At 68.1% G+C, this 12,590-nt stretch carries 10 protein-coding genes; 4 read left to right on the forward strand and 6 right to left on the reverse strand.

Annotation, left to right across the window (positions count from 1 at the left end):
- The first annotated feature begins 55 nt into the window (after nt 1–55).
- Nucleotides 56–3,640: a P-loop NTPase fold protein gene (locus ACFVVI_RS17575; RefSeq protein ID WP_387446002.1), complete on the forward strand. Its 3,585-nt coding sequence runs from the start codon at nt 56–58 to the stop codon at nt 3,638–3,640.
- On the opposite strand, the gene ACFVVI_RS17580 is transcribed toward ACFVVI_RS17575, so the two are convergent.
- Both ACFVVI_RS17580 and ACFVVI_RS17585 read right to left on the reverse strand, forming a co-directional pair.
- Nucleotides 3,637–4,275 (reverse strand): TetR/AcrR family transcriptional regulator, encoded by a 639-nt coding sequence (locus ACFVVI_RS17580; protein WP_387446003.1) that lies wholly within the window; start codon nt 4,273–4,275, stop codon nt 3,637–3,639. The genes ACFVVI_RS17575 and ACFVVI_RS17580 overlap by 4 nt on opposite strands.
- Nucleotides 4,272–5,150, reverse strand: a complete 879-nt coding sequence (locus ACFVVI_RS17585) for an SDR family NAD(P)-dependent oxidoreductase (RefSeq protein ID WP_378637828.1) — start codon at nt 5,148–5,150, stop codon at nt 4,272–4,274. Before ACFVVI_RS17585 ends, ACFVVI_RS17580 begins: the two co-directional genes overlap by 4 nt.
- Nucleotides 5,151–5,299: 149 nt before the next feature.
- On the opposite strand from ACFVVI_RS17585, the gene ACFVVI_RS17590 reads away from it, so the two are divergent.
- Nucleotides 5,300–6,067, forward strand: a complete 768-nt coding sequence (locus ACFVVI_RS17590; RefSeq protein ID WP_379222154.1) for an SDR family NAD(P)-dependent oxidoreductase — start codon at nt 5,300–5,302, stop codon at nt 6,065–6,067.
- Between the two features lie 56 nt (nt 6,068–6,123).
- On the opposite strand, the gene ACFVVI_RS17595 is transcribed toward ACFVVI_RS17590, so the two are convergent.
- The 4 genes from ACFVVI_RS17595 to ACFVVI_RS17610 all read right to left on the reverse strand — a co-directional run bounded on the left by ACFVVI_RS17595 (nt 6,124) and on the right by ACFVVI_RS17610 (nt 11,176).
- Complete coding sequence (locus tag ACFVVI_RS17595) at nt 6,124–6,930, reverse strand: class I SAM-dependent methyltransferase (RefSeq protein ID WP_387446004.1); 807 nt, start codon at nt 6,928–6,930, stop codon at nt 6,124–6,126.
- Nucleotides 6,931–6,938: 8 nt separating this feature from the next.
- Nucleotides 6,939–7,388, reverse strand: a complete 450-nt coding sequence (locus ACFVVI_RS17600) for a GNAT family N-acetyltransferase (protein WP_378989425.1) — start codon at nt 7,386–7,388, stop codon at nt 6,939–6,941.
- A gap of 100 nt (nt 7,389–7,488) precedes the next feature.
- A complete protein-coding gene (htpG, locus tag ACFVVI_RS17605; protein WP_378989424.1) occupies nt 7,489–9,450 on the reverse strand; it encodes a molecular chaperone HtpG in 1,962 nt (653 codons plus the stop codon).
- A gap of 13 nt (nt 9,451–9,463) precedes the next feature.
- The gene (locus ACFVVI_RS17610) at nt 9,464–11,176 is read right to left on the reverse strand and encodes a TM0106 family RecB-like putative nuclease (RefSeq protein WP_387446174.1); all 1,713 of its coding nucleotides are present in this window, start codon (nt 11,174–11,176) and stop codon (nt 9,464–9,466) included.
- A gap of 170 nt (nt 11,177–11,346) precedes the next feature.
- On the opposite strand from ACFVVI_RS17610, the gene ACFVVI_RS17615 reads away from it, so the two are divergent.
- The gene (locus ACFVVI_RS17615; protein WP_387446005.1) at nt 11,347–12,021 is read left to right on the forward strand and encodes a DUF6474 family protein; all 675 of its coding nucleotides are present in this window, start codon (nt 11,347–11,349) and stop codon (nt 12,019–12,021) included.
- 7 nt (nt 12,022–12,028) lie between these two features.
- Nucleotides 12,029–12,562, forward strand: coding sequence for a hypothetical protein (locus tag ACFVVI_RS17620; protein WP_387446006.1), 534 nt, complete (start codon nt 12,029–12,031; stop codon nt 12,560–12,562).
- Nucleotides 12,563–12,590: the final 28 nt, after the last annotated feature.

The following is a 12,590-nucleotide window of genomic DNA, read 5'->3' on the forward strand; positions in this document are numbered from 1 at the left end:
CTCGATACGCGCGAATCTGTTGCGGGGCCGCGGTATTCGGCGGTTGAATTGTCCGATGACAGCGGCCGCAGGCGATGCGGGCTCAGCGACAACCGGTGAACCGGCGACAGCTTTCGACCACCTACGGCTGACGCCGTCGGCCACCTATTTCGGCAGCGACGACCCGGACAGCCTGGCCGCGTCACCCACCGAATGGGGCCTGTGGGCGACGATCGAAGGTCGGCAGGTGCTCGTTTGTGGCTGCGCCGACGGGACCTTGCGGTTTCAGTCCGGGGCTACCGATATCCCGGCGGGCAGACTGTCGTCCGGATCCACCGCGACCGCCATCAGCCGAAGCGAGTCACGGACAGCGCCCGACGGGCGGTCGATATACCTGCGGACCGACGGCAGCGGGCCGGCACTGTGGGGCACGCAAACCGAGGTGGACGGCGCGTGGTTGCTCGCGGTCGGGATGGGCAACGGCGAGGTACGCGTCTGGTCGGCACCCGAGTGGCGCGACTTCGCGGCGCCGCCGGTACGGCGGACCTCCGCGGATATCGCGGATTCGTTCTTCGACCCGCTCTGGGTGTTCAGTGACCAACCGGGTGGACCGGCGCGATGGGGCGCGTGGACCACGATCGCCGGGCGACCGACCCTGGCCTGCGGATACGGCAACGGCGCGGTGGTGGTGCGTCAGGTGCCGGTCAAGCGGCCCCCTTCCGGTGCGGACGATCCGACCGCGCCATACATCGAACGACTGCTGCGCGGTCATCTCGCCGAGGTGCGGTGGGGGGCGTGGAACGCGGGCACCGATCTGCTCGCCACCGGGGACGACGACGGCGTCGTCATCGTCTGGCGAATTCAGCCGAACGCCCCCGGCCCATGGGAAGCGGTGGGGCGGGTCGAGGTCGGCAGCGCTGCCACCTGCGGTGCCTGGGTCGCCGAGACCGAAGACGGCAGGCTGCTGGTGGTCGGCACCGGCCGAGGAGAGGTCGAGGTATACCTGTCCGTCGGGTACGACCAGCTCCAGCGCACCTCGCTTTTCGACAACCACCCGGCGCGGCAACCGGGTGCGGCGAGCTCGCAGGGCGGTCACCTGGGCCCTGCCCGCTGGTTGGCCACGTTCGATGACAGGTTCCCCGCCGACGGCTCGAGTTCGCCGGAGGAACCTCGCTATTGGCTCGCGTGCGGCTTCGACGACGGCTTGACCGTCATTACCCGCATCAGCCACTTCACCGTCGGCGCCCGCTCGGAGACGTCGCCGATGAACCCCGCGAGATTCGCGGATTCCCACATGGCGGTCCCGGCTTCCTCGGCCGGGCCGAGCACCTGGGGATCGTGGGCGAGAATCAATGGTCTCCCCGTGCTGGCGACGGGCTATGCCGGCGGTGTCATGCAGCTGCAACTCTTCGATCGACGACTCGTGGTCGATCTGACAGCGACCCGTCCCCAGGGCAATTGGGGTATCTGGCAGCTGATCGACGGCAAACCCACCCTCACCACCGGCGACGCCGCCACCGGCACCGTCACCGTCCGGCGACTCGAGGCCGAGCTCGAACACCCGCGCCTGCCGGCCTATCGCACCGACAACACCACCACCGTCGACCAACTCGACCGCACCACCGAGGCCACAGCGCTGGCCGAGCTGCTCACCTCCGCCTCGACCAGCCTGCCGTTGGCTGTCGGCCTCTTCGGTGAGTGGGGTGAGGGCAAGAGTCATTTCCTCGGACTCCTGCACGACCGGGTGCGCGACGCCATGAAGCAGCAGTGGGCGTGTCACCATGTGCGGCAGGTGCGGTTCAATGCCTGGCACTACGCCGAGACCGATCTGTGGTCGAGCCTGGTCACCGAGATGTTCGGGCAGTTGTCTCGCACCGAAGGCATCGATCCCGCGACAGCGCAGCGTCAGATGTCGCGGCTGGAGACCGCCCTCGTCGCCGCGCATCACATCGATGAGCGGATCGCCGCCGAGTCCGAGCGGATCGCCGAGCTGGAAGCCGAGCCGTCCGCCACGCCGCGATGGCAGATGGAACTGCTGGCGTTGCGTGCCGCCTTCTCGAACGCGCTGTGGGAGCGGGCGATACAGCAGCGCGACGCCCTCGACCAGCGGGCCGGCGCCGCCACCGACGAGAAGTGGTGGCAGAACGCCCGCGAGACCGCGGCATTGTGCGGTAAGGGCAACCGCGTCCGCTGGGCACTGACCTTGATCTTGGTGATCGCCGGCGTCGTCGGCCTGTTCTTCCTCTCCGACCTGGCCCGTGGCGCGAGCACCGCGGCGGTGGTGCTCGCCATCGCCTTCCTGCAACGGTTGCACCACATGAGCAAGCGCTACACCGACTCGGTCGCGGAGCTCATGCGCAACGTCGAGGTCGAACGCGCACGCATCGCGAGTAAGCGCGCGACCGCGCTGGCGGTCAGCCGAGCCAACCTCGATGCCTTGCGACGCGAGAAGCACAACCTCACCGCCGCAGGCCAATTGGCAGGTCTGGTCACCGACCGTGCGGCCGAGGGCGGCTATCGGAGCAGCCTCGGTGTGATGACGCGCATCCGTGAGGACTTCGACAAGATGTCGCGGCTGTTGCTCGCGAACGACACCGAATCACCGCGGAACGCACGGGATTCGGTAGGCGACGAGTTTCCGTCGATCGACCGCATCGTCCTCTACATCGACGACCTCGATCGCTGTCCGCCGCAGCGGGTGGTGCAACTGCTCGAGGCCATCCACCTCCTGCTCGCGGTCGAACTGTTCGTCGTTGTCGTCGCCGTCGACCCGCGCTGGATGCTGCGCTCGATCGCCACGCACTACCGCGAAATGCTCATGGGTGGAACGGAATCCGACGGTTTGGTCGTCGACCCCGACGATGACGGTCACTGGTCGTCGACGCCCCCGCAGTACCTGGAGAAGATCTTCCAGGTGGTGTTCACCTTGCCGCCGCTCGCAACGGGCGGCTATCTCTCGATGATGAACACCCTCGTGGGCCGCCGGGCCGAGGCGCCGAGCACGGTCGTGCCGGTCGAACAGTCCACCGCGACAACGACTCCCCCGCCACCGTCGCCGACCCGTCGCCAGGAATCTCTGCCCGCACCGCGACGCACCACCACCGTTCCCGACCTCGGCCGCCTCGAGCTCACCGAGACCATCGCGCCGATGACGATGGGCGACAACGAGATCACGTTGCTCGGGCTCCTCGGTCCCCCACTGATCAACACTCCGCGCTCGGTCAAACGGCTGGCCAACAGCTACGGCTTGTTCTCCGCGATCGAACGGCTCCGATCCGACGAGGGCTCCGACGAAGCTCGTCTGCCCGCGCTCGTCCTGCTCGGCGCCCTCGTCGCGTTCCCGCAGTTGGGCCCGGTGCTACTCACGCATCTGCACACTGCGGCGCCGACCTCGACGTGGACGGAATTCGTCGAAGGGCTCTGCCCGCGATCGTCGACCGAGCACTGGGCCAATGCCGCCGACGCCAGGCTCACGGCGACCGAGGCGCAGGCGTGGCGGCTGCTGTCCGATTCGCTGCGCGATATCACCGCACGCGCCGGACAGGCCGGGATCGTGTTGCCCGAGAGCATCACGGCGTGGCAGCGGTGGGTGCAGCAGGTCGGCAGGCTGTCGTTCCCGGCGGGCCGGGTGATTTCCGGGCTCAGCCGCCACCGAACCTAAGCGAACGCGTTGCCGTAGAGCGTTCCGGAACGGCGGGCCAATGCGATCAGCTGATCCTTGATGCCGCGCAGACTTTCCGGGTCGTCGGCGGCGATCCGGCCGGTGACCATGGCGCCGATCGCGGCGGCCAGGGTCGCGCAGGCGAACCGCTGGTCCTCGGATTCGGCGCCGAGCATGGTGGAGACCACCTCGACGAATCGATGTTGCAAGTCCATCCGCGCCTCGATGGCCGACGGGCCGACCGCGTAGACCTCCACCAGGAACAGCCGGGCCGAGGCCGGGTCGTCGATCATGTGGTCGAAGTAGGCGGTGAGGATCCGATCCATTCTGGTGAGCGCGTCGGTGTCGGCGCAGTCGGCGATCACCGTCCGGAGCTTCTCGGCCAGCGCGCTCGACACCCGGTCGAAGGCCGCGTTGAAGCAGTCCTCCTTCGACCGGAACAGCTCGTAGAACGTTTCCCGGGAAACCCCGGCGCGCTTGAGCACGGCCGCCACCGGCGTGCCGACATAGCCGCCCACGGTCATCGCCTCCCCCATCGCGACCAGAATGCGCTCACGCTGAGAGGCGATCACTTCCTCACGCGACAGGTGGTGGCGTCCACGCGGAAGTTGTTGCCGCAGGGTCGAATCGCTCATGATTGCCGTTCCATTCTGCGGGGCCGGGCCGGCTGTTCGGTGGTGAAGGGGACATCCTCGGTCCGGGCGATGTCGATGGCGCGGGCCAGGCGATCGCCCTGCACGCGCTGCACGACCAGTTGGGCCAGCAGCCGGAACGGGCGGACCAACGCTACCCACCAGGGCGAGACCACGGTCTTGCGTCGTCGGGCGATGGCGCGTTCCAGGGCTTCGACGGCGGGACCGACGGGTGAGCTCCCGGTGAGGCTGGTCTCCCCCAGCACGGTGTGCGCGGCGGCCGTGCCGAATCCACGCGCCGTCATGTCGGTGTCGATCCCGGCGAAATAGCTGACCCCCACCTTGGCCCCGGTCGACCGGAGTTCCGCGCGCAGCGTGGCGCCGAGCGAGGCAACCGCCGCCGCCGAGGCGCTGTAGGCCCCGCCCAGCGGCAACTGCACGGCGGTGGAGATAGACGACATCATCAGCACATACCCGCCCGGATGCGAAAGATGCGCACCCGCCGCCGACACTGTGTAGGCGACCCCGAGCACGTTCACCGCGAGGGTTTCCTCCAGCACCGACGGATCCCCGCCGATCATCGCCATCTGCTTGGCGACTCCCGCGTTGGCCACCAGCACATCGAGGCCGCCGAGTTCGGCGACCAGTACCTCGACCACCCGCTCGACCTGCCCCCGATCGGCCACATCGCAATACCGCCACGGCACGTCGCCGCATTCCGCGGCCACTTCGGCCAGCAGTTCCGGCTCCAGCCCGAGCAAGGCGACGTGGGCCCCGCGCGCGGCCAGTCTGCGGGCGAGCGCGGCACCGATCCCACGAGCGGCCCCGGTGATCAGGACCCTGCGTCCGGCTACCGACGGACCGGCGAACGATCTCATGACGGCACGCTACCACCGGTAAACACCGGTGTTCACGACGATTTCCCCAGCGCTGTGGCTGCGTGTTCCAGACCACACCCGGTTCACGCTAGGGTGCCACTATTGGCAAGCGGCACAATAAGCCGCCATTCAATACAGGAGGATTTGTCGTGGAGATTTCGGGTTCCGCTGCCATCGTTACGGGAGGCGCGTCCGGTCTCGGTGCCGCCACCGCCAAGCGCCTCGCCGACGCGGGCGCCACTGTGTTCGGGCTTGATGTACCCGCGTCCATCGAGCGCGCGGGCGACAACGTGCCCGCGGGCGTCACCTTGATCGCGGCCGACGTGACCAGCGGTGACGAGGTCGCCGCGGCGATCGCCCAGATCACCGAGGGCCCGGCGCCGCTGCGCATCGTGGTGAACTGTGCCGGTGTCGGCTGGGCGGGTCGCATCCTGTCCAAGAACGGCCCGCACGACCTGGAGCTGTTCCGCACGGTCATCACCGTGAACCTGCTCGGCACGTTCAACGTGATGCGCCTGGCCGCCGACGCCATCGCCAAGACCGAGCCGGTCGACGAGTACGGCCAGCGCGGCGTGGTGATCAACACCGCCTCGGTCGCGGCCTTCGAGGGCCAGGTCGGTCAGATCGCCTACTCCGCGTCCAAGGGCGGCGTCCACGGCATGACCGTCCCCGCCGCGCGCGACCTCGCCCAGTTCGGCATCCGCGTCAACACCATCGCCCCCGGCATCATCGACACCCCGATGCTCGCCGGCGTCACCCCCGAGTACCGCGCGGGCCTCGAAGCAGGCGTCCCGTTCCCGTCGCGTCTCGGCCGTCCGGACGAGTACGCCCAGCTGGTGGAGTACATCGCCTCCCACGACTACCTCAACGGCGAGACCATCCGCATGGACGGCGCGCTGCGCATGGCCCCGCGCTAGTCACGCGGCACACCCACACGGCGCTCTGCCCACCCGGGCAGGGCGCCGTCGGCGTCTCAGGGTGCGGTACCGATGCCGAAGAGGGCGGTGGTGCGCAGCGGGGTGTTCGGGCGGTAGGTGACGGTGAGGTGGGCGATGGCCGCTTCGCTGCGGCGCTGCCATTCCTCCTCGCCCACTTCGTCTCTCACGACAGCCAGCGGCGCGCTGCTGCGGGTCAGGGATTCCCACAGGGTGGTGGCGTCCGGGTAGCAGAGCTCGGCGGTGTGCTGCTCGATCCGCACGTCGAGCAGGCCCGCCGCGCGCATCTCCGCGCCGAACACTCGGGGATTCTGGAGGCTGCGCGAATCCGGTTGCGGGAGTGTGGCTGTCGGGTCCGCCGCGGTCAATGCGCCGAACAACGCTCGCATGAGGGAGGATTCGGCCGCGGGCGCCCAGGCGGCGACCACCGCGGTGGCACCGGGGCGCAGGACGCGGCACAGCTCGGCGAAGCCCTCGGGCCGGTCGGGGAAGAACATCAGCCCGAACAGGGAGAAGCCCGCGTCGAATCGGTTGTCTTCGTAGGGCAGGGCCTGTCCGTCGCCGACCTGCGCGATGACCGTGGGGTGGTCGGCGGCCGCCGCGACCAGCTGGTCGATCATCGACGGCGAGAGATCGATGGCCTGCACTCGGGCGCCGAGCTCGGCGGCGGCGATGCTCAGCAACCCGGTACCCGCCGCGATGTCGACGATCTCCGATTCCGAGCTGAGAGTGACGTATTCGAGTGCGTGCGCGGCGAAGGGCGCGAGCACGGTCGCACCGGTCTCGGCATATCCCTCGGCGACGAGGTCCCACGGACGAACATCGGAGGACAACTGTTCTGACATAACAACATTCATACCGGGCGGGAGAAGGTGATCAGGGCGCGGCCGGGACCGTTGTAGTCCGGGATGGGGCCTGCGACCGCGAAACCGAGGCTGCGGTGGAAGTCGATCGAGGTGTAATTGGCGGGCGAGGTTATCGCGGTGACGACGGTGCGGTTGTCGGAGCGGGCGATGGTGAAGAACGCTTCGTAGAGGGTTCTGCCCAGGCCGGCTTTGCGAGCATCCGGGCGGACGGCGACGAAATGGATGTAGGCCGTGTAGGGGTCGGAGGGTGAGCCGAAACCCACCAGGAAACCGGAGATTCCGTTGTCGTCGGAGGCGATCAGGCTGGTGCGATGGAAGTGGTCGAGGAACATGCGGGGAAGGTTGTGGACGGCCGCTCTTCCCCACCAGTTGTCGACCACGCCGATGATGCTGTCGTAGTCGCCGGGTCTTGCGCGACGAATCTCGTGCCCCACCATCACTCCATGGTGACCCCGATGTGACCAGTCAGCACCAGAATTGCCGGTGAACAAAACTGCCCGCCACCGAAACGGCAGCGGGCAGTTCAGTATTTCCAGATCAGACGGTGCGGGTCAGGCGTTCGGTCAGCAGCTGGGCGAAGCGGGCGGGGTCCTTGAGTTCGCCGCCCTCGGCGAGAACCGCTGTGCCGTAGAGGAGCTCGGCGGTTTCGGCGAGCTCGGGGACCTTGCCTTCGTCCGCGTCGGACTTGCGGGCGTCGTAGGCGTCGCGCAGGCCCGTCACCAGGGGGTGGGCCGGGTTGAGCTCGAGGATGCGCTTGGACTCCGGCAGGGCCTGGCCCGAGGCCCGGTACATGCGCTCGAGCATGGGGGTGAAGTCGTAGACGTCACCGACCAGGCACGCGGGCGAGGTGGTGAGACGGTTGGTGAGGCGGACTTCCTTGGCGACGTCGGTGAGCGTGCCGCCGAGCCAGGTGAGCAGGTCACCGAAGTCCTTGTCCTGCTGTTCGCGCAGGGCTTCGGTTTCCTTCTTCTCGTCCTCGGTTTCCAGGTCGACCTCGCCCTTGGCGATGGACTGGAAGGTCTTGCCCTGGAATTCCGGCACCGAACCGACCCACATCTCGTCGACCGGATCGGTGAGGATCAGCACCTCGCGACCCTTGGCCGTGAAGGCTTCCAGGTGCGGCGAATTCTCCACCTGCGCACGGCTTTCGCCGGTCATGTAGTAGATCGAGTCCTGCCCGTCCTTCATCCGCTCCACGTACTGCGCGAGCGTGGTGAGCTCGGACTCCGAGGCCGTGGAGGCGAAAGACGAGACGGTGAGCAGGGTTTCGCGGTTGTCGGTATCGGAGAGCAAGCCCTCCTTGAGGACTCGGCCGAACTGCGCCCAGAACGTCTGGTACTTGGTCTGGTCCTCGGCGCCCTGCATGTCCTTGACCGTGGACAGCACCTTCTTCACCAGGCGCTTGCGGATCATCTGGATCTGGCGGTCCTGCTGCAGGATCTCGCGCGAGACGTTGAGCGAGAGGTCCTGGGCGTCGACGACGCCCTTGACGAAACGCAGGTACTCCGGCATCAGTTCTTCGCAGTTGTCCATGATGAACACGCGACGCACGTAGAGCTGCACACCGCGCTTGTGCTCACGGGTGAACAGGTCGAACGGCGCGATCGACGGAACGAACAGCAGCGCTTGGTATTCGAAGGTGCCTTCGGCCTTCATCGGGATGATCTCGAGCGGCTCGTCCCAGGCGTGGCTGACGTGGTGGTAGAACTCCTTGTATTCCTCGTCGCTCACCTCGCTGCGCGGTCGCGTCCACAACGCCTTCTGCGAGTTGAGGATCTGGTCCTCGACGACGGTCTTCTCGACCTTGTCCTCGCCTTCCCCTTCGGTCACCGTGCGCTCGACCTGCATGCGGATCGGCCAGGCGATGAAGTCGGAGTACTTGCGGACGATCTCGCGCAGCTTCCATTCCTGCGTGTAATCGAAGAGGTGATCGTCTTCGTCGGCGGGCTTGAGCTCGAGGGTCACCGAGGTGCCCTGCGGTGCGTCGGCGACGGTGTCGATGGAGTAGGTGGAGCTGCCCGCGGCGGCTTCCCAGCGGGTGCCTTCGGTCTCGCCCGCCTTGCGGGTGGTGAGGACGACCTTGTCGGCGACCATGAACGTGGAGTAGAAGCCGATGCCGAACTGGCCGATCAGCTCCTCGGCGGCGGCGTCGGACTTGGCCTCGGTGAGCTTGCGGCGCAGGTCGGCGGTGCCGGATTTGGCGAGGGTGCCGATCAGGTCGATCACTTCGGCGCGGGACATGCCGATGCCGTTGTCGCGGACGGTCAGGACTCGCTTGTCCTGGTCGACCTCCAGCTCGATGTGCAGGTCGGAGGTGTCTGCGCCCAGGTCTTTGTCCTGGTAAGCGGCAAGTTTGAGCTTGTCCAGCGCATCGGAAGCGTTCGAGATCAGCTCCCGCAGGAAGGTGTCTTTGTTGGAGTAGACCGAGTGGATCATCAGCTCGAGGAGCTGGTGGGTTTCGGCCTGGAACTCGAGGGTTTCGACGTGCTGCTCAGTCACGCCCCCGATGTTATTACCGTCCGAAATCGGCCAGTGAGGGAACCTCGGCTACGGCCCGCTTCGACATCCAATCGCGCAGCACCTGGGTGGCGCGGACATCGTCTTCGTTGTAGACGAACAGGCGGGTGCGCTGCGACATGTCGATGTCGTCGTCGTAACCGACGGCCCGGCGGTACCAGCCCATCGACGCCTCACCGCCCGCTTCCGGATCACGCCAGCCGAACCCGGCGACCGGCGCGATCTTCTTGAGCCCCTTGCCGTTCGGGCAGATGAACTGCTCGGTGACGGCCTGGAACATGTCGACCCATTCCTTGGAGTCGACGAACGCGCGCACTTCCTCGTGGGTAGGCACGCCGGGGCGGCCGGCGAACCGGCGGGCCGATTCGTAGAGCCACTTGTCCTCGGCGGTTCGCGAATAGCAGTAGGCCGCGAAGGTTTTGCCCTGGGCGTGGGCTTCGGCGCGCCGCTCCATCAGCCAGGTCCAGAACTCGCCGAACGAGCGGCCCTCGTCCTCGGTGGGCAGCGGATCCCAGGTGACGAACGGGCGGTAGACGTCGTCGAGCAGGGTGCCCCACAGGTAGGCGCCGTCCTCCTGGTAACTCTCCAGGTCGACGTCGATCTCCACATCGGCGCGACGCACGCTGACCTGCTCGAACCGGCGCACGAGCGGGGCGCCGTCGATCCAGGCGCGTGCGGTGACGACGGTTTCGGCGAACGGTCCGTGCTGCCAGTCGTCGGGATCGTCGCCTTCCCACGCGGCCAGCTCGTCGACCGTTTCGATCCCGTGCAGGCGCAGCACGTCGGCCCGCGAACCCGGCGCGACCAGGCTCACATCCCGCATCTGCGCCAGTGTGGCCTCACAACTCGGCTCGGCTGTGCCTGACTGCTGCGCTCCCGAGGGCCCTGCGTGGTCACGCTCCGCTACCGCCTCCGGGCCCGCCGGTCGCTGCGCGTCGGGCCCGCGCACCCACCACGGGCACTGCCTGCACTCGGGCACCTTCGACGGCTGGGTCGGCAGTTCGCCGCGCACCACCGCGATACGGTCGGCGTAGCGCTGGTCGTAATCGGCCAGCACGTTCGTCAGATCGTGCACCAGGATGCGGTCGCTGACCAGGCCGATCGCGCCGCCGATCAGGGCGGGGCTCGCCATTCCGTAGCGCTGCAACATGCGGTACAGGTGGGCCAGGCGCTGCTGGTCGCGCGGCTGCGGGCGCAGTTTCACGTGCTTGTCGCGGCGGGGCTGCCAGCGGAACAGGTCCGAGGTCAGTGGGTGGAAATCGGCCGGGTCGGGCCTGCGCGGGTCGGTGACCTTGTGGTTGACCACGATGATCGGGATATAACCGCCACGATCGTCGTCGCGCAGCAGGATCTCGACACCGCCGCGTCGCCCGGTGTCGGCTTCCTGGGGCAGCAGCCCGCCCCAGATGCGCGGGGCGCCCGCCTCGATGGCGGCCATCGTCGCCGCGGCCTTGGCGGCGCCACGCAGGTCCGGGTCGATCACCACCCAGTCGGCGGGGGCGGCCGCGACCAGTTCGTCGCGGACCTTGGTGCGATGGGCGGTGGCGGCGTCGCGCCGCTGCTGCACGCCCGGATCCTCGCGCACCTCGGCGAGCACGCCCGGATTCTCGGCATCGAGGCGCAGGCGATGCCTGCATCCGATCAGTGAACGCGCGTCCAGGAAGGCGATGCGGAAATCCGCAGCGGAAGCGGGGACCGGGCTACGCACCGGCCCGCCGTCGAAGTCGTCCTCGGCTGCACGCACGCAAGCAGTATGGGCCTTACCCCCGACACAATGCCCAATCGCTACCCTCATCCCACTACGCTACGAAGAACGGCAGGCCGCTTGAAGGCGGTCCTGCCTCATGACTTGGCGAGCATGACGGAGGGCCTGATCCCATGGGGTTGTTCAGCAAGCGGAAGCGGCGGCCGAGCCGACGCGCTGAGGCGAAAGCACTCAAGCACAAAGCCGCGGTGGAGGCGAAGCTGAGCGCCAAGAACGAGCGCAAGGCGGCCAAGGCGGGCGAGCGCGTCACCCGGCGCGCGGCCAAGGCTCAGACACGCACGGCCGACAAGGTGGCCAAGGCGCAGATCGCGACCCTGCAGGCCGAGGAGAAGGCCGCGCAGAAGGCGGCCGCGAAGGCCGATCGCGAACTGTTCAGCGCGAGCCAGATCCGCAAGTACATCGGCGTGGCCCGGGTACTGATCCCCGTGCTCGCCCCGCTGGCCTACCGCGGCGCGACGATGGTGCGCGGGCAGCTCGACGCGCGCAAGGCCCAGCAGCTCGGTATCGGCATGGACCAGCTGAGCGAGTTCAGCGGGCACGGAGCGCGCCTGCAGGCCCGCATCACCAACACCGAAGAAGCCCTCGACAAGATCGCCGCCGACAAGGCGGGCGATGCCGACACCACGAAGTTCGTCGAAGCGGCCCGCTCGCGCATGGCCGATCTGAACGTGGCCGTGCGCACGGCCGAGCAGATGCCTGCCGCGCGTCGCAAGGCCGTGCACGCGTCGATCTCGGCCGAGCTGTCCGTGCTGGAAAACGACGTGCTCGCCCGCCTCGGCGTCCGCTGATCCTGCCGTGACAACGCCGCAGCTCACCTCCCGCTTACGCGGTGGTGGCTGCGGCGTACTCGTGGGCGGGCTGGCGGTGGCCGCCCACGGGATCGGCGGCGGCGGGGTGCCGCGGTCGTCGGAAATCGCACTGCTGCTGCTGGTTTCGCTGACCGCCGGGATGTTCGCCCATGGCACCGGGCCACGCGGGCCCTCCGCCCGATTCGCGAATGCCGCGACGATGCGCACGGCCGCCGCGTTGATCGGTGGTCAGTGGGCCGGGCACTTCGCGCTGTCGGCAACACTCGACCATCACGGACTACTGCATCTGCCGAGCCTGCCGATGATCGCCGCGCACCTGGTGGCAGCGTGTGCCTGTGCCGCACTGATTCTCGTCGCCGAGCGGCTGTACCTCGTTGCGTCGAGCGTGATTCGGGCTGTACTCGGCAGTCCCTTCGCTGTTGCCCACCCGACCGCTCGCTGGTTCGGCCCGCTCGCCGTCGCGCGCGGGACTCGTCCGAGGGGTGCGCGATGTCCGCGCGCACCGCCGGTGTTCGCCTGATTCGCGACCACCTCAGAATTCTTCGGAC

The sequence above is a fragment of the Nocardia sp. NPDC058114 genome, assembly GCF_042884695.1.
Lineage (GTDB): Bacteria > Actinomycetota > Actinomycetes > Mycobacteriales > Mycobacteriaceae > Nocardia.